This is a genomic window from uncultured Dechloromonas sp. (assembly GCF_945957265.1).
In the GTDB taxonomy this organism is placed as follows: domain Bacteria; phylum Pseudomonadota; class Gammaproteobacteria; order Burkholderiales; family Rhodocyclaceae; genus Azonexus.
On record NZ_CAMFKO010000001.1, the window covers coordinates 64005 to 87586 of the forward strand.

The following is a 23582-nucleotide window of genomic DNA, read 5'->3' on the forward strand; positions in this document are numbered from 1 at the left end:
AAGCGCGTATTTTACCGGGAGAAGTCGCCGGGCAGGCGTTCGATGGCTTGCTTGAGCGCCTCGAAACACTGCGGGTCGATGGCCGTGCCCACGTTTTCGGCCATGATCTCCAGGGTCTTGGGGATCGGAACCGCCCCGCGATAGGGGCGTTCGGCGGTAATCGCATCGAAGATGTCGGCCGTCGTGATGATCCGGGTTTCCAGGCAAATTTCGTCGGCCGTCAGGCCGCGCGGGTAGCCCTTGCCGTCCAGCCGCTCATGGTGCGCGGCGGAGACGCGCGCCAGCTCGGCAAAGGCGTCGATCCGCGACAGGATGGCCTCGGTGTAGGCGGCATGCGCCTGGACGGCCGCCCATTCGTCGGCATCGAGCTTGCCCGGCTTGTCGAGGATGCTGTTGCTCACCCCCAGCTTGCCGACATCGTGCAGCAAGGCGCCGCGTTTCAGCCAGCGGCGCCGCGCCGGCGACAGGCCGAGCGTCTCGGCGATAAGGTCGGCATACAGCGCGACCCGCAGGCTGTGGCCGCTGGTGTAGGGGCTTTTCGAGTCGACCACCTGGCCGAAGGCGGTCGCGATGTCGTCGAGGTAGTCGTCGTCGAGCGCGACGATGTGGGAGGCCGGCTCCAGCGCGAGGACCGCGGCCATCACGTCGGGGTGGGCCAGGGTTTCCCAGAAGGCGTCGTCGGCAACCATCTCGAAGGTCTCGACCAGCGCCGGATCGAACCAGCGCCCGGCACGCAGGCGAATCTCGTCCAGCGCGGCCTGCCTGCCGCCCTCGGTGTGAAACACGTCGATCACCTGGGCCAGCAGGGCGATGCGCGAGTAAAGCGGGATCGCCTCGCCGGCCAGGCGCTCGGGCTTGCCCTGCCCGTTGAAATGCTCGTCCAGGCTGTAGATGCCGGCCGACACGCGCTCCGGAAAGCGCAGCAGGCGGGCGATTTCGGCGCCGCGCTGGCAGCGCGTGGCAATCAGTTCCTGGGCGATTTCGCTGCCGTCGCGCACGATGTTCATGACGCTGCGGAAACGCTCGGCCAGCGGCGCCTTCAAGCCGGTATGCCCCAACACGAAGCTGAGCACTTGCGGCAGGCTGTCGCCCACCGTCTTGAAATCGCGCTTGAAACTCAGGTCGTCGGTCAGGTACAGCTCGCAGATGCGCGCCGCGTTGCTGCTGCAGCCGAGATCCTTGAGCAGCAAGGTGTAGTAGAGGTCCCACAGATCGCCCTCGCCCAGCCCCAGGCGGCGCCCGATGTGCATGCCGATCCAGCAGCAGCGGACGCAATGCCCTTCCGGCTGGCCTTCGGTGATGTCGAGGGCGTGACTGAGCGCCGAAATCAGCTCGGACAGCTTGAGGTCGGAAACCTGCGCGGGGAGTGAAGCGAACGTCGAGGCGATATTCATGGACAAGCCCGGTGAGCCGAAAACCCAAGGCTCAAACCATACGCCAAATTTGCCGCGCCTTGATTCCGAAATGACCGGCGGAAACAAAAAAGGCGGCCAGCAGACCGGCCGCCCTCCTCGCCCACGGGCAGGTCAAATCACCAGCTGAGTTCCCAGCTCGACCACGCGGTTGGTCGGAATCTGGAAGAAATCGCTGGCGCTGGTGGCGTTCTTCGACATCGTCGCGAACAGGCGGGCGCGGAGCAGCGTCATCCGCCGGGTCATGGAGGGAACGATGGTTTCGCGCGACAGGTAGAAGGTCGTTTCCATCATGTCGAAACGTTCGCCCTGGTGCTTGCACATCTCCAGGACCGCGGGAATATCCGGGCTTTCCATGAATCCGTAACGCACGATGAGGCGCATGAAGCCCTTGCCCATGCGGTGCAGGTAGATGCGATCCATGTCGTTGACGTGCGGCGTGTCGGCCGTCTGCACCGTCACCAGCACCACGCGGTCATGCAGGACCTGGTTGTGCTTGAGGTTGTGCAGCAGCGCCGGCGGCACGCCCTCCTTCGAGCTGGTCATGAACACCGCCGTGCCGTTGATGCGATGCACGTCGTCGATGGCGGTGATGAAGTCCTCCATCGGAATGCTCTGCTTGGCCATTTCCTGCGACACCAGGCGGCGGCCGCGGCGCCAGGTGGTCAGCACGGAGAAGGAAATCAGGCCCATGGCGATGGGGAACCAGCCGCCCTCGGGAATCTTGATGGCGTTGGCGGCGAAGAAGGCGATATCGACCGTCAGGAAGAAGCCAGCTACCGCGATCACCGCCGTCCAGTGCCATTTCCACATCAGCGCCATGACGAAGGCGACCAGGATGGTATCGATCAGCATCGTCCCGGTCACCGCGATCCCGTAGGCCGCGGCCAGGTTGGACGAGGACTTGAAGCCGATGACCAGCGCGACGACCGCGAAATACAGGCTCCAGTTGGTGAAGGGCACGTAGATCTGCCCCTCCTCGTGGCCGGAGGTATGGATGATCTGCATGCGCGGCAGCAGGCCCATCTGCACCGACTGGCGCGCCACCGAAAAGGCGCCCGAAATAACGGCCTGCGAGGCGATCACCGTCGCCAGCGTGGCCAGCCCCAACATCGGGATCAATGCCCAGTCCGGCGCCAGATGGAAGAAGGGATTTTCGATCGCCTCCGGTTCGGCCAGCAGCAAAGCGCCCTGGCCGAAATAGTTGAGGACCAGCGCCGGCATGACGAAGGCGAACCAGGCCAGGCGGATGGGGAAGCGCCCGAAATGCCCCATGTCGGTATAGAGCGCCTCGCCGCCGGTGACGGCGAGCACCACCGAACCCAGGGCCAGGAAGGCGAGGCCGGGATGGGCACCGATGAAGCCGAGGGCATGCAGCGGATTCAAGGCGGCCAGCACGCTGGGGTTATGCGCGATCTGGAGCACGCCGAGCAGACCCAGGATGGCGAACCAGCCGGTCATGACCGGTCCGAAGAACATGCCGACCGAGCCGGTGCCGCGCTTCTGGATGAAAAACAGGCCGGTCAGGATGATCAGGGTGATCGGGATCACATACGGCTTCAGCGTCGGCGTCACCAGTTCCATGCCTTCGACGGCGGAGAGCACCGAAATCGCCGGCGTGATCATGCTGTCGCCGTAGAACAGCGCCGCCGCGAAAATGCCGAGCAGCGTGACCACCCAGGCCAGGCGCGGGTTCTTGGCGCGCTCGGTGACCAGCGCCAGCAGGGCCAGCGAACCGCCCTCGCCGCGGTTGTCGGCGCGCATGATGACCAGCACGTATTTGAGCGAAACCAGCAGCATGATCGACCAGAACACCATCGACAGGATGCCGAGGATGTTGTCCGGCGTCACCGGAATAGGATGGTGGCCATTGAAGATTTCCTTCAATGCGTAGAGCGGACTGGTGCCGATATCGCCGAAGACGACGCCGATGGCGCCCAGTGTCAGCGTGGACAAGGCCTGACGTGACTGCATGATTCCCCCTGTCGGTGGGTTTACACCGGATTTCTTCGAATACCGCCTTCGGTCAAGCCAAAGGCAATCGAAAGAATCTAGCACCGCAAGCTGACTCGAGCATGACGACACGCCACGAACGACAAGGGCGGCCGCAGCCGCCCTTCGAAACTGCCGGCCGATTCCCGGCCGACTTCCGGCTACTGCGCCGGTGCCGCCACCGGCGTTTCCACCGTCACCGCCTCGCCGACCTTCTTGTGCCCGGTATCCGGATGCCAGCCGAGCACGGCCAGCATGACCATGAAGCCGACCACGTAGGCGACCACCACGTGCCAGCCATGGCGCAGCCACTGCGCCGCCGACTTGGCTTCCGGGAACATGTTGGACAGCGCGACGCCGGCCGAGGAGCCGAACCACAGCATCGAACCGCCGAAGCCGACGGCGTAGGCCAGAAAGCCCCAGTCGAAGCCGCCCTGGCGCAGGGCCAGCGCGGTGAGCGGGATGTTGTCGAAGACGGCGGAGACGAAGCCGAGGACGAAGGCGGATTGCCAGGAGGCCGGCGGCAGTTCCTCGACCGGCATCATCGAGGCGCAGAGCACCAGCGAGAGCAGGAAGATGGAGCCCTTGATGGTTTCCGGCAGCAGTTCCCAGTCGTGACGACGCACCGGGATGGTGAGGATGATGGCGAGCCAGACGGCGACGCCGATGAAGGGGAAGTGTTCGGCCAGTTCGGGGAACTTGAGGTTGATGGTGATGTTGGTGGCGACGGCGAAGACGAGCATGGTGGCGACGATGAAGATGCGGCCCCAGTCGACCTTGGTATGGCCGTGCGCGTGCTTGATGATCGGGCAGTAGGCGTGCTGCTGCCTGGCGCCGAAGTAGCCGATGATGAGCAGCGCGACGCCGGCGGCGACGTAGGCGTCGACGACGATGAGGGGGCTGATGCCGTCGATCCACATCATGGTGGTGGTGGTGTCGCCGACGACCGAGCCGGAGCCGCCGGCGTTGGAGGCGGCGACGATGGCGGCGAGGAAGCCGATGTGGACTTTGCCCTTGAACAGCTGGTGGGCCATGGCGCCGCCGATCAGGGCGGCGGCGATGTTGTCGAGGAAGCTGGAGATGACGAAGACCATGACCAGCAATACGAAGCCGCCTTTCCAGTCGTCGGGCAGGAACTTGGGCAGGATGACCGGGACGTGGCTTTTTTCGAAATGGCGGGCAAGCAGCGCGAAGCCGGTGAGCAGGCAGAACAGGTTGGCGATGGTGACCCATTCGTGGCCGAGGTGGCCGAACCAGCCGGCGACGCCCAGCCCGGTCTTGAAGCCGGTGAACAGGATCTTGTACAGGCTGATGGTGACCAGGCCGGTGAGCGCGACATACAAGGTGGCATGGTGGAACAGCGCGACGCCGAGGAGCGTCAGGGCAAAGAGGATGAAGTCGATGGGGATGCCGCCGACCGTGGGCAGGGAACCGGCCGCGAAGGCGCTGGCGGGCAGCAGAAGGAATGCAGGCAATAGACGGTGCATGGCTGTTCGCAAAAAAGGGATTCTGGATTCGACGCCATCAAAGGAACGACAGCGGCCCGGAAAAGTAGCGCATTGTCGGGGGTTCGGCCCCGTGCATCAAGTTCGGACTTTCCCGTAGTGTTCGAAAGCGCCCCGAAAAAAACCGGTGCTTTCTCGCGTTTCATGCGACAAAAGCTCGACATCCGGCAGATATCGGTTACAATGCGCCCCCTTTCGCGTCCTTAGCTCAGTTGGTAGAGCGTCGCCCTTACAAGGCGAATGTCGGCGGTTCGACCCCGTCAGGACGCACCAAATACTTATCTAACGTGATCCACGGTAGTTCAAAAAACCCCGCCAGTGCGGGGTTTTTTATTGCCCACTTGTCCAATACGGTCTAAAGTTGTTTTACCAAATACCGACACTTTTGACGGTATGAATGACGGTATCTCAGAGGACTGACGGTATACGCCCTCAAATACCGCCAAATTCTCGAAACGAGGCACACCATGGCGCTCACCGATCTATCAGTCAGAACGGCAAAACCAAGCGAGAAAGCCCGCAAGCTGGCCGATGAAAAAGGGATGTATCTCTTGATCCAGTCGAGCGGCGCAAAGCTCTGGCGCATGGACTATCGTTTCGACAGCAAGCGCAAGACCCTCGCGCTCGGCACTTATCCAGAAACCAGCCTCGCCCAAGCCAGAGAAAAGCGCGACGAAGCGCGCAAGCTATTGGCCCAGGACATTGACCCATCGGCCCAGCGCAAGCAGGACAAGGCTGAGCGCCGTGACGCACAGGCCAATACCTTCGAGGCCATCGCGCGAGACTGGATGAAGGTGCGGGGCAAAGAATGGAGCGAGACCTATGCGGGTAAAACCAAGGCTTGCCTGGAGCGCCACGCTTTTCCAGTAATCGGGAGCAAGCCTATCAAGAGCATCAATGCCCCCGAACTACTGGCCATGCTACGGGCCATTGAGAAACGCGGCACGGTTGACATGGCACACCGCATCCAGCAGCACTGCGGTGCCGTGTTCCGCTACGCCATCAGCACCGGCCTTGCTGAGGTCGATCCGACACCTAGTCTTCACGGTGCATTGTCGACGGTAAAGGCCAAGCACTACCCTGCCCTCACCGATCCAAAGGATTTTGCTGAATTGCTTCGCTCCATCGACGAATATCGCGGCGAAGTGACCACCAAGATTGCGATGCTGATGCTTGCCTACACCTTCCAGCGCACGAAGGAAATCCGCTTTGCCGAGTGGTCGCAGTTCGACTTCGACGCTGCCCTTTGGCGCATTCCGAAGGAAGTCATGAAGATGCGTGAGGCTCACATCGTGCCACTCAGCAAGCAAGTCATTGAGCATCTCAAAGAACTACATTGCCTCACAGGTACCGGTCGCCTGCTCTTCCCTTCAATGGCCAATAGGGATCGCCCCATCTCCGAAAATACCGTGACCTATGCCCTCGCCCGAATGGGATTCAAAGGACAGATGACTGGCCACGGTTTTCGTTCAGTTGCGTCAACCATCCTGAACGAACAAGGCTACCGGCATGACGTTATCGAACGGCAACTTGCTCACTCGGAGCAAAACCAAGTACGAGCCGCCTACAACCGAGCCGAGTACCTTCCTGAACGGAAGAAAATGATGAAGGAATGGGCAGACTATCTGGATAAGCTAAAAGCAGGCGCGCAGATTGTCAAATTTGCAGGCAACGCAGCCTAGCCAAGCTACTTGCATAACCCCAGCTGCGCCTTTCAAAACCAAATTGGACGATATCGGAACAGACCTTACCCAACTTGGGTATGCGCCTGCATCAGTCGCAAATTGTGCAGGCGGTCGGTGACAGGGTGACGAAGTGAGGAAAAATTCTTTCAGGTTAGGAGCAGTACGGCACATGGACTGCTGAAACCACTGATCACTGGAAAGAAAACAACAGCCTAGTGCTACAAGTGGGATACACCTCCCTGCCACTGCTCTCTCAAGAAACCCTCTCGCAAGCGAAGTCGGGCATCTTGCCGCTCATTTTGGGCGAAAAAAAGCACTCCAAAAGCCCATGCAAATATCGCAACAGTTATTCTGAGCCGTGAGGGCTCATGTGCGAATTTACATCCTGCCCTTGGCGCTTCACCACTAACTGATAGCGACCTTATCCGCTCGTTGAACCAAGGAGTTTTCGATGGCCAAGTACCCCAAGCAAAGCAGCGTCCTCAAAGGCAAGAAGGCATTGATTGTTGGAGTCGCAAACGAGAATTCGATTGCTTATGGCTGCGCGCGCGCTTTTCATGAAGCGGGATGCGACTTGGCTATCACCTACCTGAACGAGAAAGCCAAGCCTCATGTCGAGCCGCTCGCCAAGCAGGTCGAGGCCAGTATTTTCGCCCCGCTGGATGTCTCCAAGCCGGATGAGATGGAGGCACTGTTCAAGCAGATAGAAAAGAAATGGGGGCAACTGGATATCGTCGTCCACTCCATTGCTTCGGCCAAAAAGGAAGACATCAAGGGCGGGTTGCTTGATTGCTCGGCCGACGGATTTGCGCTTGCCATGGATGTCTCGGTTCACTCGTTCATTCGCATGGCCAAACTGGCCGCACCGCTGATGAAGGACGGCGGAAGTATCTTTGCGATGAGCTATCTCGGCGCCACCAAGGTTATCCCCAACTACAACGTCATGGGACCGGTCAAAGCCGCTCTCGAAGCATCCTGCCGCTACCTGGCTTATGAACTTGGCCCGAAGAAAATTCGGGTTCATGCCATTTCTCCCGGCCCACTCAAAACCCGTGCAGCTTCGGGTCTGAAGGATTTCGACTTGTTGCTCAACCAATCGATCAAGCGCGCACCGGTCGGCGAATTGGTCGACATCATGGATGTCGGTTTTGCCGTGGCCTACCTCGCCACACCTTATGCCAGGCGACTGACCGGCGATACGCTGTATGTTGATGGCGGTGTCAATATCATGGGGTAATGCCCACTTGCCGAGGAATGTCATGCAGAAAACGTTTGAACGCAAAATCAGCCTTACGTTGAACGATGCGGGTTATGGCATGCAAATCCGCAAGGGACAATTTATCGATAAGGCGCATCTGGCGCGCCATGAATTTTTTGCTGAAATAGGCTGGGCGAATGTCAGCCATGAAGGCGTTGCCTGTACAACAGAGGTCATTCAGGACACCATCAACTATGGTGGCCAGGCGCAAATCCTCGAAACGCTATTGCTGAACCTATCGCTCGAACACATGGCTGATGATCGGACATCCTGCGTCTTGCGTTGGGATTTTCGGCGTGAAGATGGCCAACCGGTGATCATTGTTTGCAGCGAACTGGTCTGGCTGCGTAGCGATAACGGAGAAAGTGTTCCGGCCCCGGCCGGCCTTGTGGATTGCCTGAACAGCCTGCCCGCTGCACCTGGCCACTTCGCAAGCTGAAGTCTGTCCGGATCAAGCATCGCGGAGATTCCATGCCTCGTATTCAGACCGGCGACATCGCCCTCAACTATGTCGAACATGGGCAAGGCGAGACCATTGTCCTCGCCATCCACGGCAATCTGGGTTGCGCGGACTGGCTGAATCTTGCCCTGCCACTGCTACCTGACAATATTCGCGTCATCGCAGCAGAATGGCGTGGCTGTGGAGATTCGGACAAACCGGAACCGGCGCCGGATTATTCAAATTACACGATGGCCTGCCACGCCCGCGACCATCTTGCATTGCTCGATGCCCTGAAGATAAAGCGTTGTCACCTATACGGTCATTCGACCGGCGGCATCATCATCTCGCACATGCTAACCATGGCCCCCGAGCGCATCGACAAGGTGCTCATGCTCGACCCGGTCAGCCCGCTCGGTCTGCAACTGAATCCAGGGCAAATCAATGTACTGACAGCGATGAAGACCGACCCCGACGTCTGCTTCGCCGGCCTGGCCAGTGCGGTCCCCACACTGTTCCGGCCTGAAACCATGGTAGCCGGCCTAACCCCACAGTTTGCCGATGCTACCAGCTCGGCACAAAAAGCGCTTTTCAAGCACATTATCGAATGCACCCGCCAGCTGTCGGATGGCATCTGGTTCGGAACGCCGCACAATCTCGGCCAGGAATGGGAGTCCGGCGACCTCGCCAAGCTCATGCCGGAAATGCCCCAGGAACACCTGATCCTGTTCGGCAAGATGGATTACTGGATTCCCCGCGAGCATCTCGACATCATGGTCAGTCGACTGCCCAATGCCCGGCTCGAGGTATTTCCGTATGTCGGCCACTCGATGAATATCGAACAACCGCTGTTGTTCGCACGAATCTTCGGCGATTACTTCCGTAGCTGAGTAAAAAAGAGGGAAGACCGCCCGCGGGCGGCCCTCCCAAGTCACACCAATCAATTACTTGGCCAAGCCGGAAGGCTTGGCAGCTGCTGTCGACACACCACCGCCACTGCTGCCAGTTCCTGGCAACGTCGTCGTAAAAACATCTTCGACAAAAGCCTGCACGGTCTGCCGCAATACGTTCGGCGCCTTGAACACGCCATAGTGGGCCGTCGGATCTGGGAAGGAGGCAAAGAATGCGCCATTGACCTGCCCGGCAGCCTTTCGAGCGTTGTCCACCATCAACCACTGATCGGTGTCGACATGCACAACCAGCGTGCGCGCCTTGATTCGCTTCAAGTCATTGTTGATGTTGTAGCCGAAGCCGCCTTCATTGCGATACCAGTAGTCGACCGGGTCCTCGTTCCGGGTGCGCGCAATGAAAGTTGCAGTCTGCTCGCCTTGCGGCTCCCAATAGAACACCTCCTTCTGCACGTTGGCCCAGGGCGAGGCCGAGCGTATCGGAAAGGTCAGTCCGGTCAACTGCAAGGTGGACCACATGAACTGAAGACCACGCTTGGGATGCTGATCGACTGGCAAATGGTAGTAGTTGCCGTTGGTTTGCCGCCACACCGGATCGCTCTCGATCGCCGCCTGTGCGAGACGGAAAGTCCACTGCCCGACCGGATCATCGCCGTCGGAAGTCGTGGTGCCGCCGATGGGCATGATCGCCTTGACGAAGCCGCTCGGTGAGTACATCACGCCCCAGACCCAGGTCTGGGTGCCTCCCATCGATACCCCGGTCGCCAACTCGACCTGCGCCACCTTCAAATGCTCGCGGAGCAGTCGGTAATTGGCCTGGACCATGTCGAAATAGCTGTACTGCGGGAATTTTCGCCCCAGCCCCTCCGAAGGCTTGGAAGCCCCCCACAAACCCAGCGCATCGAGGAAAACCACATAGTATTTGTTGGTGTCGATGACCCTTCCTGGCCCAACGACGGCACCTCCCGAAAAGGCATTAGCCGGCTGCCCCTCGAACCATGTGTTGTACATGAAGGTCGAATCACCGGAGTAGAAGGTATTGACCACCACGGCATTGACGATTTCGCCCCGTTCGTTACGCCTGGGCGTACCCACGGCAATGTAGGCGACCTTGAGCGGGCTGGCGCCCAGCGATTCAAGGGTCTTGCCCCCCTCGCCACCATCCCGCCAACTTGCGGGGTCAGCATCCAGGTTGTATCTGCCGCCGATGCGGAAATTTGGAATCTCGTAATAGTGCTTGAGCTTGTCCTGGGCCTGCACCGACGAAGCAGGCGTCAGAGACACCCTCTCCCCGGCAGCCCAGGCCAGCCCGCCGAAGCCCAGCGTGGTGGCAACGGCGATTGCGACGGCATGCGTTCTCACGGCTGATGTCCTCTTGTTTGTGTTCATGGCACACCTCACTTGGCAAGTCCGGACGGCTTGGCAGAACCCGCCGCCGCGTTTGCAGCGGCCGGCGCATTACCGTTTATGAGCGCATCGACGATGTCAGCCGAAGCCGTATCGACATGACCTGTCTTCATGAAGTCCACCGTATCCTTGGCAAACTCGTAAGGCACATCCGTATGGATGAAGTGCCCAACCTTCGGATAGATCTTGACCTGTGGCGTATTGCCGACGGCTGCCATGCGTTGCTTGAACGGTGTAACGATGCTCTTCGCCATATCTGTCCAGCCATTGAGCGCAGTTCCCGGAATGAACGGTTCCTTGGCGCCGAAGGCGAGGAAGATCGGCGCCTTGATCGTCGGCAAACGCTTGTAGATCGAGTTCGGATCTTCCTTGACGTTCTCCGAGCAAATCGAATACAGATCGTAGGTGAACATGAACGCCCACTGCTCGAATTCACGCTTGTTTCCGCTAATCATGGCAATGCGCTGGTCGGTATGCAGGCGGGCGTATTCGGTGTCGTTGAAGAAATAGCCCGCCGCACTTGGCAACTCATTCCCCGCCGCATCGCGCTTCTTGAAATAGAAGAAATCGCGCACGGCTTGCGGCGATCGCTTCAGTTCCCCCTGCACCAGCCCCATCGGATCGTAAGCCGCATTCCAGGCGCGCAGGTCATAGGCAATCGACGGATCGCAGATCGGGTAGGACTTGTCGCCGAGTTCGATGAATTTCGGGTATTCCTCAAGCCCGGCCGGCCCTTCGAGAATCAGGCCGGCAACGTTGTCAGGATAACGCATGGCGTAACCGAGGACCGTTTGCCCGCCCAGCGAATGCCCATGGTAGAAGGCTTTCTTGATGCCCAGCTTGCCCACCACCAAGGCCTGGAAGGCGTCGCGCACATCGTTCAGCGTCCGCGTCATCGGCTTGTCGAGATTGCCTGGGCCGGACATACCCCACTGCGGCATGTCCGGTGCTATGACGCGGAAACCGCGCTCGACGGCATATTTGATCAGGTAGCCGTAATGCGCACCGAATGCCCCCTTGCCATGAACCACCACGAGTACCGGCGGATTCCGCGACTTGCCGCAGTATTCGTCCATGTAGCCCAGTTCCCATTCGACACCGCGCTTGTCCTTCACCTTGGCGTACTTGACTGGGAACGGCGACACCATCTCGTCTTTCCAGAACGACTTGTTGGGGTTGGGCTTCATATTGATCTTCGGCGAGCGGTAGTTCTTCGCCTCGCAAACGATACTCTTGTCCTCGATGATGCCGATGTCGCGCAGATAGCTATCGACGATCGGATTCGTCTTAAGCGTATTAAGTGCCTTGAACACCGCGTAGTGCGCCGTCGGATCGGAGAAGCCGGCATACTGGCCGCCGGGAATAGCCTGAGCTGCTGCCCTAGCCTTGTCGGAAATCAGCCATTGGTCGTTGTCGATGTGTACGACCAGTGTGCGTGCTTTCATCTGGGGAAGCAGGGCGTTGATGTTGTGGATCTCGCCCACCGTATCGCGATACCACAGGTCGACAGCATCAAACAGGCTGGCCAGTTTTTTCAGGTTTGTACCGGCATTGTTTCCCATGCGCGAATCCGACTGCCAGGAAAACACCTCCTGGCTCACCGCCTCCCAACCCAGCGACTGGCGATAAGCCAACTCGTAGCCGGTCAGGGAAAGCATCGACCAGTGAAACTCGACGCCCTTGTTCGGATGTTTGTCCTTGGGCAGGTCGTAGTAGGCGCCCTTCGTCTCGATCCAGGCCGGGTCGGACTCCAGGGCAGCCTTGGCCAACTGGAACGTCCAGGCCGCGACCGGCCCGTCGCCATCGGTTGCCGTCGCCCCGCCAATCGGCACCACGGTCTTGACGAAGCCGGGATACATCAAGCCCCAGTAATAGGCCTGTGTGCCCCCCATGGATGCCCCCGTCGCCATCACCACCTGGCCGATTTTGAGGTGATCGCGCAATAGGCGGTAGTTGAGCTGGACGACGTCGTAGTAGCTGTAGACCGGAAATTTGCGACCCAAGCCATCGGAAGGTTTCGATGCCCCCCATAGTCCCAAGGCATCGACAAACACGACATAGAAACGATTGGTATCAAAGAGCAGTCCAGGACCAACCAGCGCGCCACCCGAGAAGCCGTTCCCCGGCTGGCCGGCATACCAGTTGTTGTACATCGCCGTCGCATCGCCCGAGTAATACGAATTGATGACGATGGCGTTGATGATTTCACCCTTGTCGTTGCGCTTTGCTGTTCCAACGGCGATGTAGGCTGTCTTCGCAGGGCTGGCACCGAGCGATTCCAATGTCGTACCGCCATCGCCCCCCAAGTCGAAGGACTTCGGATTGGCCAGATCGTATTTGCCACCGATCCTGAACTGCTTGACTTCATAGGTCTGCTTGAGTGCATCGTGCGCCGGTACTACCGAACGCGGCGTCAGGGCTTGCTGGGCGTCAGCAGCGCTGGCCAATAACAGCGCCAAAACGGCCGAGGCCAACCCAAGCTTGAAACGCAGGCAGAACAGCGATCTGGTCATCATGACAGACTCCTCCTGGTTGGGTATCGGATATACGGCTGATCGAATGCAGCGCGAATCAGTTGAACGGGATATTCAGTCCGAGATCGAAACGGATATCGTCTGTTCGCTTTTCGCCGACCAGTGGCCCTCCCGTCTCCCAAACCTTGGCGTAGCGTGCCCGGGCACGCAGGTTCTTGAAAAAGCCATCTTGCGGGAAGATATAGACGAGATCAGTCGCCAGTTCATCCCAGTCGCTCGCCTTGCTTGCACCCGCAGCGGTCACGGTATGGCGATTGCGCCTCTGGCCGTAGTTCATGTCGAACTGCAGGCCCTTGGCCCCCATGCTTCCGAAATCAAAGATGGCGCCGACAATCCAGGTCCGTTCGCCAGCCTTGGAGTTTTCGCCGATCCGCTGCACTAGGTAGGATGGACCTATCGAATAGGGCGAGCGAATATCCTCGTCCTTGGAGGTCATGCCAGCCATCGCGTAAGGGATCAGCCATGGCAGCAGGCGAACTTCACCGTACACGCCCCAATAATCGGTGCTGAAATCACGCCCACCGGTTATCCGGTTGGCACCGTTGCCGCTCTGGTACATGTACTGCGTGCCAAGACGAACATAGTTTTTGTCGGCCAGGCGGAAGACGTAGTCAAAGTCGACATAGACCATGTTCAGCATGTCCTGGAAGGCATAGTAGGAGCCTTCCAGCATCATGTTCTTGTTCGGCTTCCATTGCAGCCCGGCATAGGCGGCCCCATCCGAATCGCCCTGCTTGCTGCACGGCGTCGGGTTGCTCTCCCAGCATGTCGTTTCGTAGGCCGCCGAATAAAGATTGCGGAACTGGTTGTCGTTGATTTGACGCGCCTTCCACACGTAGCCGCCGTAATAACGAACGGTATCCTCCGCCAGGCGCCCCTGTACGGTTGCCGCCTCGTACTGGATCGGGTGCATGGCTCGCACATCGCGCCGGCCGATCATGCTTTGATCGAGCTTGTTGTAGAAGCGCACGACATCTTCCATGTACCAGGCTTGGTTGATCGATTGCCGACCAACGACCAGCGCATGATTTCCGAGGCGCAACTTGGCATTGATTTCACCCAGCGCACTGACCGCATCCTGACCCGGATCACGCAGGATGTAGTTGTAAGACGTATCGGAGGGGGCATGGAGCGGAACGACAAAATCGTACGCAGCGCCGAAGGACAAAACCTGCCCGATTTCACCGGTGTTTCCGTAAAGCCAGCCACCGAGGCCCCAGCCTTGTTGCCGGAAATTGCCCGCCCCGCTGCCATCGCCAGCTGACCGCCGGTCGAAATACGACGAGCGGGCAACCAACCCTGCCTTAGCGTCATCGATGAAGGCATTGCCCGTTTGGGCATGCACTGAAACCGCCGGCAGAGTGCAGATCAGACCGGCCAGCAAGCTAGCGGTCGAGCGGTGAGACAAATGAAACGCAGTGTCCATGACTCCTCCTTTTATTGATATCGTTTTTCTCGACCTCGGATGCCCCCATACGCACCTGGCAACCCAACGACTCATCCGATCACTGCGGAGCTAAGGTCGACCATTTCAGATTAAGAACAAAGAACCTAGCGGGCAATCGGTACAGCAGGGGATTTCGCCCATTCTGGGCGCTTTCACCTTGGCCAGGACCAAGCCAATTGGGCAATCGGCATAGAATTTGTGCGTAATTTCCAGTGACTGCAGCTTCGACGGAACTGACATGCCCCTTCTTCGCACCAGCCACCAGCAAATTCATTACGAACTGATCGGCGATCCCGACCTGCCGGTCATCACCTTCCTCAATGGTCTGACCCAGAATGCACGCCTGTGGACGGCCTACGCCGATCATTTTGTGCCACGTGGCTACCGCGTACTGGCTTACGACATGCTGGGCCAAGGCCGATCCTCGAAGCCAGTCATCGACATTCCACTGGCCAGTCACGCCGAGCTGCTCGACCAGCTGCTGACGCATTTGCAAATCGAGAAAACCCACCTGGCTAGCATTTCCTTCGGCGGCACCATTGCGCTGGATTTCGCCATCCGCTTCGGCCATCGCCTGCATAGCCTGGTGGTCATGAGTAGCTTTGCCGAACTGACTCCCCAGCTTGAATTGCTTGGTGCCGTCATGTTGGAAGGCCTGACCGATGTCGGTCTGCCCTACCTGCAGAGCATGCTTTACCCGATGAACATGAGCTCAGACTGGATTGCCGCCAACCGCGAACGCATCCCGGCCATGAAACGGGCTGGCTACATCAGCAACGACGGCTATGCCATGCAGAACCTGATGGAGTCCTTCGCCGCATTCAAGCCGTTGACAGCAGACCTGGACAGAATCAAAGTGCCAACGCTGATCCTGAACGGCGAGTTCGATTTCTTCACGCCACGTGCATGCCACGAGGTCATTCGGCGGAACATTGCCAACTCGCGCCTGGTCATCATGCCGCGGGCCTACCACGCCTTCACGCTGGAAATGCCGGCGCTCACGCTCCGCCAACTGGAAGTTTTCCTGAATCAGATCGACGAAGGAATCTGGCAAGGCGACCAAAGTGTCTGGCTGGCCAATGATGACCCGAAGATAGCAGAAGCCTGGCTACCGATCCACGGCGATTGGATGCGGGCTGCCCAGCCGGCCACACCAATGACCGACAGCACCAAGCCCGCCTCACGCCGCAAACCTACCCCCCGGAAGAAAATCCCATGATCGATCCCGACCTGTACGACAAGGCACGCGACCACATTGCACATGCCGGATTCTCGCCGGAAGTTCAAACCAAGATTGCACTGACGCTCTGCGCTGCCAAGGCTGGTAACCAGGCATTTCACAACGCCGTGCAGTGGCTCCCCAATCTGGGTGTGGTTCAGCAGTTCATGATCTCGCAAGCCGCCCGCGAACTCGAGGCAATCAACTTGCTGACGCGCACGACGCAGTGGTCGGCCCGGCCCAATCTCGCCATGACGGCGCTACGCACCACCGCACCGCTTACTTTGGCCTGGACGCAAATCATGATGCCGCCCGGACCGCTGTTCAATCCGCCGGCAATCTATCAAGGTCTATCGCTCGGCCACGCCCAACTGGCCCGCCTGCGCCTGCTGCCGCTAATTCCGGAGGATGCCAACCCGTTCAATCCGTTTGTCGTTGCCCTGCAACGGATCGAGCAGGATAACGGGCGCATGCTGCAAACCCAGATTCGACTGCTGAAAAGAATGGGGGAAAATATTCCACTGGATGCCCGTGAGCAGATGCTCGAACGCGACCAGCAAGTCGTTGATCAGGTCTTCAGCGAATTCATGTCCTGGCTGGTCGAACCATAAGGCCGGCTGGCCGTTAGAGAGGCCAAACAACCTGTAAAAGCGGAACACTGACGACCACAATCAGGATTTCCAGTGGCAGCCCCAGTCGCCAATAGTCGCCAAAACGAAATCCCCCCGGCCCCAGGATCAGGGTGTTGTTTTGATGACCGATCGGCGTCAGGAAAGCGCAGGATGCGCCAATGGCCACCGCCATCAGGAATGAGTCGGGATTGACGCCCAACTGCGCGGCTGTTCCCAGCGCAATTGGACACATCACGGCGGCGGTTGCCGCATTGTTAATGAAGTCCGACAAAGTCATAGTAACCACGAGAATCAGCGCCAAAACTATGACCGGTTCACCGCTGCCGACTGTTTTCAGCATCAGCGCGGTAAGCATGTCGGCGGTGCCGGTCGTCGTCATCGCACCGGCCACTGTCACCATCGCCGGATGTCCAAAACTGAAGAAGGGCTCGCTACGCGACAAGAGGCCAGCCATAACTAGGCTAGCAAGGCTGCGATGGCGATAAGATCATGACGCCAGCCTCCATGGAGAAAGAGCCCAACCACCCCGGCAAGAATTGCCGATAGCAATAACTGATCGTTGGTCATCAAGGCATTTCAGTCCAAGGCAGATCCTGCAATACGCTTACGGCCAGAGATGGCTTATACGTAACGGACAACACCGGGCTCAACCCTTTGGTTGTTCGTTGGTTTTGGCCTCCACCTCGCGCCGAACGAACCTAACATGTTCACGCAAGGCATAGGCTTCGTTGGCAAAACTAGACGGAATTTTCATGCTGCCCGCACTGCGTTCGATTCGCTCCAGCGTGGCCAGCCAGCGGGTAGTCGACGTCTTGTCTGTGGCCGCATCGACTTCACGTTCAAGCAACGCAAGTTCACCATAGAGCAGGTGAATACGCCGCATGATGATCGTCTTGAATACCTGCCAGCAAAATTCGATCAGCGGAATCAGGACAACCACCAGCGGCACCAGCAACACAAACACGCGCTCGACATAGCTGGCGGCCACCAAGGGCATGTAGCGTTGCAACATCTTCGGACCAAAGCGCAAATGCCGCATCGCATCAACCGATACCGGAATATCGACCGGCATAGTGTTGGGGAATTCTGCCGGTTCCTCAAAAAACCCCTGCGTGGCGTGGACTTCGCGTGCGGCATCAAGCAGCAACTGAACCAGCGGGAATGCTAATCCCTCGCGAGCAACCAGCATGGCCTTGGTACCAATCAATTGAATTTCCTTGTCAGGAACTTGCTTGGCAAAGTCTACCGACCCTGGGGGCAGGGATAGCTTCGTGATATAGGGGAAACGTCTTTGATAAGCTTCGGCCCCACTCAGACTCATTAGTTTGAACCCAGGTTCGTTGAGGGCCGCCCAAACCGGTCCGGCGTGAATGGGGCCGAGCAATAAAATGACATCGACCTCACCATTCCGCAACGCTGCCACCGCATCGAGATGACCTCGCAAATCGAAAGTCGTATTGGCGACAGAAACATCGTTGGCTACTAACAACGGTTCGGCAAAAGCACGAACACTACTCTCTGGCGTACCCACAGCAACCCGCTTTTGGCGCAAGTCGCTCAACTGCGTCAAATTTGCATCACCGCGATAAAAAACCCACAGCGGCTCGTAATACAACGTCGCCAGCATCAGGATCCGGCGATCCTCTTTGGCCCTGACAATTCCCCCCGGAATAATGGCCATGTCCACCCCGGAATCGGCTTCAAGCAGCAGGCGAAGGTTTTCTGCTCCGCCAGCCGTCAGTCTCTCTTCCAGCGAGACGCCATCGCGGGCAAGAATCCGTCCGTAACGCTGCGCATGAAGATGATTGACGCCGAACTCGGTACCGGAGGCCACTACGGCATGGCGAGGAACCGTACCCTCCAGATACCAGGCCCCCAATAGCGCAATAGACAATGCGACCACCAGCATCAACGCAGCACGACGCACTCTCGGGTGACTGTCGCCCAAGGATTCTTCCTGATGTGCCAACGCTTCGTTATGAATAGTCATTGGTAACCGATTTTGACTGATGGAACTGGCTGCTAGCCGGGCTGGCTAGCTCCTGGCACGCTTCAATATCCGCCAGCCAAACAGGACGGCGAGGACGGTCGCATAGCCAATTGGCCAAAGTAGCGCCGTTCCCTTAGAAAGCCAGAAATAGTGAACCGCCCCCAGCACAGCCACCACGTAGGCCAGACGCTGTAAAACTTGCCAGCGTCGCCCGCCAAGCAACTTGATAGCCCAGTTGGACGACGTTGCAGCCAGCGGCAGCAACAACAACCATGCCAGGAAACCAACTGCAATGAAACGTCGGTCACGAATATCCTGGAGAATTCCGGCCAACTCAAGCGAATGATCGAAGAAGACAAACGAGAACAGATGAAGCAAGCCGTAGAAAAAGGCAAAAAGGCCAATCATGCGGCGGAAGCGAACCAGCCATGAAAGTCCGGAGATGTCGCGCAGTGGGCTGATGCTAAGCGCGAGCATCAGGAAATTGAACGTCCAGATACCCGTCCTGCGCTGCAATGTTTCCACCGGATTGGGGCCGAGCTGGTCATTGAATGTTTCCCAGCCGAGAAGTACAAAAGGGACGAGAGCCAAGACAAATAGGACAAACTTGCCAAGGAAAATATTTCGATCAGCTGAAGAAGCCATCGATCAGAACCACTTACGCAAATCCATCCCGGCATACAGGCTGGCGACCTGCTCGGCATAGCCGTTGAACGGCAAGGTTTTGCGTTTGCGAAACTCTCCCAGCCTGCGTTCGCTCGACTGACTCCAGCGACGGTGCGGGACATCCGGATTGACGTTGGCGTAGAAACCGTATTCGGCGGCAGCCGCCTTGATCCAGGTGGTCTGCGGCATTTCGCTGACAAAGCGAATCTTGACAATCGATTTCGCACTCTTGAAGCCATATTTCCAAGGCACCACCAAACGAACCGGAGCGCCATTCTGGTTGGGCAGTACTTCTCCGTAGAGTCCGACCGCAAGAATGGTCAGCGGGTGCATGGCCTCATCCATCCGTAGCGCCTCCATGTAAGGCCAATCCAGCAGAGGGAAGCGGATGTAGGGCATCTGCTCTTGATCGGCCAGCGTGTAGAACTCGATGAATTTTGCGTTGCCCGTCATGCCAACCCGCTTGATGATTTCGATCATGGGTATCCCGACCCAGGGAACGACCATGCTCCATCCTTCGACACAACGCATTCGATAAATACGCTCCTCCAACGGAGCAAGTTTGAGCAGATCATCGATATCAATCACCTGTGGCCGCATCACCTCGCCTTCGATGCTGATGCTCCACGGTCGGGTTTGCAGGCGATGGGCATTGCGCTGCGGACTATCCTTGTCGGGCCCGAACTCGTAGTAATTGCAATAGCTGGAGATGGTGTTGAGCGGAGTGGGCTTGTCCGGAAGCGTCCATACGCTTCTCTGGACATCCGACAATTTCTCCCCCGCCTCTGCTCTGGCTCCCGTCAGGCCAAGAGCGCCCGCAACCATGCCTGCACCAGCCGCCTGAACGAATCGACGCCGCTGTTTATAGATGTCAGGAGAAGTGATCTCCGATGGAAGGATGTCGCTGGGCTTGGGGAACGGCATAGCGTGACTCCGTTTACAGAAGCGACCGGTTCTGGACATGCCGACCGACGAAGCCTCTATGTTCTTGTTGGAAACCTGCTTGGCGGGAACTCACTTAACGCTATCAATCATGCCAAGAAAATTGCAGACACAAGCACACGCATCGCCCATTTTGGGCAGAACTACTCACCCCCCCGGCAGGTACGCTCCTTCTTGCAATTCAAGTGATTCCTCAAGCCTCCCCCAAGTGGAAAAACACTTGGTGCTCCTTTTTGACTTGCCGCCCACAGTGAAGAGGAACGTGGCGTTCATAGCACTTGCACGAACCTACCCGAATTGGATGCCCAAAATAGGCAAAACAGGAAGCTTCACAAGTTCATAGTCTGGTCGCTACGCCTAAGATGCGTACTTGGGCATTGTCCAGCATTGGCAAAACACGACCAGGCATCAGGATGCCCCGTGCCCAACAAAGCTTCACGCTTGCTTTCCACAATCGCTGCACGTATCCCCTACAGCCTTTCACCCCCAATCGGAGAACCCATGAAAAACAAATTCCTTGTTGCAATCCTTGCTTCGACTAGCCTTGTCATCGGTAGCGCGATAGCTGCCAATGCCCCCTCCGCCACCACACAAACCGTTCCAGCAGTCATTTTGGGTGGCGCCATCAAGGCAGCAGTTGAAGTTGTCTCGGTAGACCAAAAAGCTCGCAAGCTTAGCTTTAGGACAGAAGATGGAAACGTCCGAGAGGTGGTCGTTGGCAAGGAAATGCGCAATCTGGCACAAGTCAAGGCTGGGGATCACGCTGTTGTCCAGTTCAGCCAATTCCTGGCCATGCGTCTGAAGAAAAGCCCCGGTGTGCGTGTCACCGAAGAACGCGAAGGGAGCGTCCGCGCTCCTATTGGCGAGAAGCCTGGCGCCGCTGCATTAGCCGAAATCAGCTTCATCGCCGATGTAATCGCAGTCGACACAAAGAAAGGGGTTATCACGATCAAGGGCGCCAAGGGGAACATTACCGACCTGAAGCTCAGAGACAAGGCTGTCATCGCCGAAATCAAGATTGGTGACCAGGTTGAAGGCACCTATCGCGAAGTCCTGTCCATGCAAATTCTGTCGCCCGCTGCTCGTTGAGCACGCAGGAGACTCGAACCCGAGAACCCAGGCGGCTAATCGCCGCCTCTTTCGTTCCAAAAACCGCTTCCCCACTGGCGAAAATCACGGTTTCGAAAAATCCTACAAGAAGTAGGTGCAAACCTCGAGGGAGCGTTCCTCATTCATGAGTACCGAATCGACCAACCGACCGGCCCGCAAGCAGCAACCAGAGATACCCTAGCCCACCGGAGCACAACGAAGCTACCAGAATGGCCAACTTGGACGAATTGACCGCCCCGGCTTGATCGGCGAAGGCAAGGTTGGTGATGAAGATCGACATCGTAAAGCCAATACCAGCCAGCAACCCGGAGCCGAAGATATGCTTCCAGCGAAGATCCGGCGGCAGTTTGGTAACTCCGATCAATACGGCGAACAGACAAAGCAGCGTGACCCCGAGCGGCTTTCCGAGAACAAGCCCACCAATAATTCCGAGGCTGTTGTTCGACAAAAGCTCCTGCGTTGCCCCGGCGCCGATGACAACCCCGGTATTGGCCAGTGCAAAAATTGGCAAAATGCAAAAGGCTACAGGCTTGTGGAGGAAGTGCTCCAGGCGATGCGATGGGGATGAAATATCTTCCGAGCGACTGGAGAAAGGAATGACGAAGGCGAGAAGAACGCCCGCAACCGTCGCATGAACCCCGGATTTGAGCATCAGGAACCACATCACCGCACCACCCAGCAAATAGGGCGTCAAACTCATGATGCGCCAGATGCGATTCAGGCAGATTAGAAATGCCAGGATGGCCAGGCTGCCACTTAAATAGATTAGCGACAGATTGGCTGTATAAAAAACGGCAATCACGACGATTGCAACCAGATCGTCGATAACAGCCAGAGCCGTCAGGAATACCTTGAGTGAAGCCGGAACACGGCTACCGAGTATGGCCAGAACCCCGAGCGCGAAAGCGATATCCGTCGCCATGGGGATACCGATACCGGCCTGTGTCGGCGTTCCACGATTCAGCGCAAAATGAATGAGTGCGGGAACGGCTACCCCACCCAATGCCGCAATAACCGGTAGCAAGGCATCTCGAAAATTCGATAATTCACCGCTGTAGACTTCGCGTTCAAGTTCAAGTCCGATCAACAAAAAAAATATCGCCATCAGGCCGTCATTCACCCAATGCTCGATGCTCAATCCCAAGATATTGGCATGCCAGAACTCGAGATACGGGGTCGATATGGCGCTATTCGCGATAGACAGCGATATCGCCGTGCAGAAAATCAGAAAAATCCCCGCACTTTTCTCGGATTCGAAAAAGCTCTTGAATGTGGCGGATAGGGTCATGGGAGGCATTGTTCCGCACTTTCCTCGTTGAAATGGTTGATATCGCGTCGGAACATTCGGACTTTTACCCGAAGCACCAATCCCACGAAACACTGCCCTGAAATTATCTTCATAAGCCCATGCACCGTTGTCTGTCGCTAGAGGACCTGCTGAACAATATGGTCCCGGCCATCGCGTTTGACCTGATACATCAGCTTATCCGCGCATTTGAGCAACGCGTCAAAATCCTGAGGAGCTGCACCATAGCTGGCGACCCCCACACTGAAAGTCACCGGCCAGTGCTGTTGCTGCATGGCCAACAGCAAACTTTCACGCAATCTATCCACGTAAGTTGACGCCGATGTGGCACTCATGTTCGGTAACAGCAGGGCAAATTCGTCCCCTCCCAGGCGGGCGGGAATATCGCTCGTCCGAATATGCTGGCGAATGACATCAGCCACCGAAACCAGCAACCGATCACCGCAATCATGGCCTAGCGTGTCATTGACCTCCTTGAAACGGTCGAGATCAATGAATACCGCCGTAACTGGCGCATGCTGTCGTTGTGCCTGCGCCAGGGCCTGACGCCCACGCTCCTGAAACTCACGACGATTGGGCAATCGAGTCAGGACATCCTCCCGCGCCATGCAGTATTCACGTAACAGAATCCGATGAATTTCTCCAATTAGTCGTGCAATAACAATAAAAATTGCCAACCGCATCACCGTATTGAAGAAAAGTGGCAGGGAACTTGCTTGCTCGCCAGCCAGCGCAAGATCTGCCGCAAACCATGCACCGCTTGAAAGCAGAGCCAGGAAGTAGGCCACACGGACACCAATAAACCAACTGGTTATCAATACTGGCAGAATGAAAAAAACGTGGAACTCATAGGCCATACCAGTCAATGTATGGACATAACCCACCAACATGGCTATCAGGACACAGAGCATCAAAATTCCGATTCGGATGAAAATGCTCGGTTGCCAAAGCAAACGCTCTTTCAGTGTCACTGGGGGCTCCCTATTCATTACGATTGCCATCGTTACCCATGCTAACCCGCATAAGTAGGCATGCTCAAATTGAGCATTCCCAAAATGGGCAATGCAGTGTTGTAACGCACCTCCGTTCTTCCTAAAGTGGAAGGCAATTTTTCCTAAAATGTGACGTTG

Annotated in this window: 19 protein-coding genes and 1 tRNA gene; 8 read left to right on the forward strand and 12 right to left on the reverse strand. The window is 57.6% G+C overall.

Features of this window, described 5'->3' with window-relative positions; genetic code table 11:
• Positions 1 to 11: 11 nt before the first annotated feature.
• The 3 genes from Q0P59_RS00335 to Q0P59_RS00345 all read right to left on the reverse strand — a co-directional run bounded on the left by Q0P59_RS00335 (position 12) and on the right by Q0P59_RS00345 (position 4891).
• Positions 12 to 1394: an HD-GYP domain-containing protein gene (locus tag Q0P59_RS00335; RefSeq protein ID WP_295002291.1), complete on the reverse strand. Its 1383-nt coding sequence runs from the start codon at positions 1392 to 1394 to the stop codon at positions 12 to 14.
• 132 nt (positions 1395 to 1526) lie between these two features.
• Complete coding sequence (locus Q0P59_RS00340) at positions 1527 to 3386, reverse strand: potassium transporter Kup (RefSeq protein WP_295002293.1); 1860 nt, start codon at positions 3384 to 3386, stop codon at positions 1527 to 1529.
• A gap of 179 nt (positions 3387 to 3565) precedes the next feature.
• Positions 3566 to 4891, reverse strand: a complete 1326-nt coding sequence (locus tag Q0P59_RS00345) for a citrate transporter (protein ID WP_295002295.1) — start codon at positions 4889 to 4891, stop codon at positions 3566 to 3568.
• Positions 4892 to 5106: 215 nt separating this feature from the next.
• On the opposite strand from Q0P59_RS00345, the gene Q0P59_RS00350 reads away from it, so the two are divergent.
• The 5 genes from Q0P59_RS00350 (at position 5107) to Q0P59_RS00370 (ending at position 9181) form a co-directional block, all read left to right on the forward strand.
• Positions 5107 to 5182 (forward strand) — tRNA-Val (locus Q0P59_RS00350).
• A gap of 194 nt (positions 5183 to 5376) precedes the next feature.
• On the forward strand, positions 5377 to 6591 hold the full coding sequence (locus Q0P59_RS00355; RefSeq protein WP_295002297.1) for an integrase arm-type DNA-binding domain-containing protein: 1215 nt from the start codon (positions 5377 to 5379) through the stop codon (positions 6589 to 6591).
• Between the two features lie 454 nt (positions 6592 to 7045).
• Positions 7046 to 7831 (forward strand): enoyl-ACP reductase FabI, encoded by a 786-nt coding sequence (gene fabI / locus Q0P59_RS00360; RefSeq protein ID WP_295002298.1) that lies wholly within the window; start codon positions 7046 to 7048, stop codon positions 7829 to 7831.
• Between the two features lie 22 nt (positions 7832 to 7853).
• Entirely contained in the window at positions 7854 to 8291 is a 438-nt protein-coding gene (locus tag Q0P59_RS00365; RefSeq protein WP_295002300.1) for a hypothetical protein, read from the forward strand.
• Between the two features lie 32 nt (positions 8292 to 8323).
• Positions 8324 to 9181 (forward strand): alpha/beta hydrolase, encoded by an 858-nt coding sequence (locus Q0P59_RS00370; protein WP_295002302.1) that lies wholly within the window; start codon positions 8324 to 8326, stop codon positions 9179 to 9181.
• Positions 9182 to 9235: 54 nt separating this feature from the next.
• Here Q0P59_RS00370 and Q0P59_RS00375 read toward each other — a convergent pair whose 3' ends face one another.
• Genes Q0P59_RS00375 through Q0P59_RS00385 form a run of 3 tightly spaced genes read right to left on the reverse strand, consistent with a single transcriptional unit; the run spans position 9236 to position 14566 of the window.
• Positions 9236 to 10561, reverse strand: coding sequence for an alpha/beta fold hydrolase (locus Q0P59_RS00375; protein ID WP_295002304.1), 1326 nt, complete (start codon positions 10559 to 10561; stop codon positions 9236 to 9238).
• A 35-nt stretch (positions 10562 to 10596) separates the two neighbouring features.
• Positions 10597 to 13122 carry an alpha/beta fold hydrolase gene (locus Q0P59_RS00380; RefSeq protein ID WP_295002306.1) on the reverse strand — a complete coding sequence of 842 codons (2526 nt, stop codon included), beginning with the start codon at positions 13120 to 13122 and terminating at the stop codon, positions 10597 to 10599.
• A gap of 55 nt (positions 13123 to 13177) precedes the next feature.
• Positions 13178 to 14566 carry an OprD family outer membrane porin gene (locus Q0P59_RS00385; protein ID WP_295002308.1) on the reverse strand — a complete coding sequence of 463 codons (1389 nt, stop codon included), beginning with the start codon at positions 14564 to 14566 and terminating at the stop codon, positions 13178 to 13180.
• Between the two features lie 259 nt (positions 14567 to 14825).
• On the opposite strand from Q0P59_RS00385, the gene Q0P59_RS00390 reads away from it, so the two are divergent.
• Positions 14826 to 15806 carry an alpha/beta hydrolase gene (locus tag Q0P59_RS00390; protein ID WP_295002310.1) on the forward strand — a complete coding sequence of 327 codons (981 nt, stop codon included), beginning with the start codon at positions 14826 to 14828 and terminating at the stop codon, positions 15804 to 15806.
• Positions 15803 to 16417 (forward strand): hypothetical protein, encoded by a 615-nt coding sequence (locus Q0P59_RS00395; protein ID WP_295002312.1) that lies wholly within the window; start codon positions 15803 to 15805, stop codon positions 16415 to 16417. The genes Q0P59_RS00390 and Q0P59_RS00395 overlap by 4 nt, the downstream gene beginning before the upstream one ends.
• A gap of 13 nt (positions 16418 to 16430) precedes the next feature.
• On the opposite strand, the gene Q0P59_RS00400 is transcribed toward Q0P59_RS00395, so the two are convergent.
• From Q0P59_RS00400 to msrP, 4 genes are all read right to left on the reverse strand, one after another.
• On the reverse strand, positions 16431 to 16892 hold the full coding sequence (locus Q0P59_RS00400; RefSeq protein WP_295002314.1) for an SLC13 family permease: 462 nt from the start codon (positions 16890 to 16892) through the stop codon (positions 16431 to 16433).
• A gap of 192 nt (positions 16893 to 17084) precedes the next feature.
• A complete protein-coding gene (locus Q0P59_RS00405; protein WP_295002316.1) occupies positions 17085 to 18428 on the reverse strand; it encodes a TAXI family TRAP transporter solute-binding subunit in 1344 nt (447 codons plus the stop codon).
• A 45-nt stretch (positions 18429 to 18473) separates the two neighbouring features.
• Entirely contained in the window at positions 18474 to 19073 is a 600-nt protein-coding gene (locus Q0P59_RS00410; RefSeq protein WP_295002318.1) for a protein-methionine-sulfoxide reductase heme-binding subunit MsrQ, read from the reverse strand.
• A gap of 3 nt (positions 19074 to 19076) precedes the next feature.
• Complete coding sequence (gene msrP, locus Q0P59_RS00415; protein ID WP_295002320.1) at positions 19077 to 20018, reverse strand: protein-methionine-sulfoxide reductase catalytic subunit MsrP; 942 nt, start codon at positions 20016 to 20018, stop codon at positions 19077 to 19079.
• 519 nt (positions 20019 to 20537) lie between these two features.
• On the opposite strand from msrP, the gene Q0P59_RS00420 reads away from it, so the two are divergent.
• A complete protein-coding gene (locus Q0P59_RS00420) occupies positions 20538 to 21125 on the forward strand; it encodes a hypothetical protein (protein ID WP_295002322.1) in 588 nt (195 codons plus the stop codon).
• A gap of 139 nt (positions 21126 to 21264) precedes the next feature.
• Here Q0P59_RS00420 and nhaA read toward each other — a convergent pair whose 3' ends face one another.
• Together nhaA and Q0P59_RS00430 are read right to left on the reverse strand one after the other, a co-directional pair.
• Positions 21265 to 22434 (reverse strand): Na+/H+ antiporter NhaA, encoded by a 1170-nt coding sequence (gene nhaA / locus Q0P59_RS00425; RefSeq protein WP_295002324.1) that lies wholly within the window; start codon positions 22432 to 22434, stop codon positions 21265 to 21267.
• 137 nt (positions 22435 to 22571) lie between these two features.
• Positions 22572 to 23423, reverse strand: coding sequence for a GGDEF domain-containing protein (locus Q0P59_RS00430; protein ID WP_295002326.1), 852 nt, complete (start codon positions 23421 to 23423; stop codon positions 22572 to 22574).
• Between the last annotated feature and the right edge of the window lie 159 nt (positions 23424 to 23582).

Coding starts and splice junctions, on each gene's coding strand:
- Q0P59_RS00410 (WP_295002318.1), bottom strand. CDS start 19,073: ATGGCTTCTTCAGCTGATCGAAATATTTTCCTTGGCAAGTTTGTCCTA.
- Q0P59_RS00420 (WP_295002322.1), top strand. CDS start 20,538: ATGAAAAACAAATTCCTTGTTGCAATCCTTGCTTCGACTAGCCTTGTC.
- Q0P59_RS00385 (WP_295002308.1), bottom strand. CDS start 14,566: ATGGACACTGCGTTTCATTTGTCTCACCGCTCGACCGCTAGCTTGCTG.
- Q0P59_RS00395 (WP_295002312.1), top strand. CDS start 15,803: ATGATCGATCCCGACCTGTACGACAAGGCACGCGACCACATTGCACAT.
- msrP (WP_295002320.1), bottom strand. CDS start 20,018: ATGCCGTTCCCCAAGCCCAGCGACATCCTTCCATCGGAGATCACTTCT.
- Q0P59_RS00400 (WP_295002314.1), bottom strand. CDS start 16,892: ATGGCTGGCCTCTTGTCGCGTAGCGAGCCCTTCTTCAGTTTTGGACAT.
- Q0P59_RS00335 (WP_295002291.1), bottom strand. CDS start 1,394: ATGAATATCGCCTCGACGTTCGCTTCACTCCCCGCGCAGGTTTCCGAC.
- Q0P59_RS00365 (WP_295002300.1), top strand. CDS start 7,854: ATGCAGAAAACGTTTGAACGCAAAATCAGCCTTACGTTGAACGATGCG.
- Q0P59_RS00345 (WP_295002295.1), bottom strand. CDS start 4,891: ATGCACCGTCTATTGCCTGCATTCCTTCTGCTGCCCGCCAGCGCCTTC.
- Q0P59_RS00340 (WP_295002293.1), bottom strand. CDS start 3,386: ATGCAGTCACGTCAGGCCTTGTCCACGCTGACACTGGGCGCCATCGGC.
- Q0P59_RS00355 (WP_295002297.1), top strand. CDS start 5,377: ATGGCGCTCACCGATCTATCAGTCAGAACGGCAAAACCAAGCGAGAAA.
- Q0P59_RS00390 (WP_295002310.1), top strand. CDS start 14,826: ATGCCCCTTCTTCGCACCAGCCACCAGCAAATTCATTACGAACTGATC.
- Q0P59_RS00405 (WP_295002316.1), bottom strand. CDS start 18,428: ATGACTATTCATAACGAAGCGTTGGCACATCAGGAAGAATCCTTGGGC.
- Q0P59_RS00380 (WP_295002306.1), bottom strand. CDS start 13,122: ATGATGACCAGATCGCTGTTCTGCCTGCGTTTCAAGCTTGGGTTGGCC.
- Q0P59_RS00370 (WP_295002302.1), top strand. CDS start 8,324: ATGCCTCGTATTCAGACCGGCGACATCGCCCTCAACTATGTCGAACAT.
- nhaA (WP_295002324.1), bottom strand. CDS start 22,434: ATGACCCTATCCGCCACATTCAAGAGCTTTTTCGAATCCGAGAAAAGT.
- fabI (WP_295002298.1), top strand. CDS start 7,046: ATGGCCAAGTACCCCAAGCAAAGCAGCGTCCTCAAAGGCAAGAAGGCA.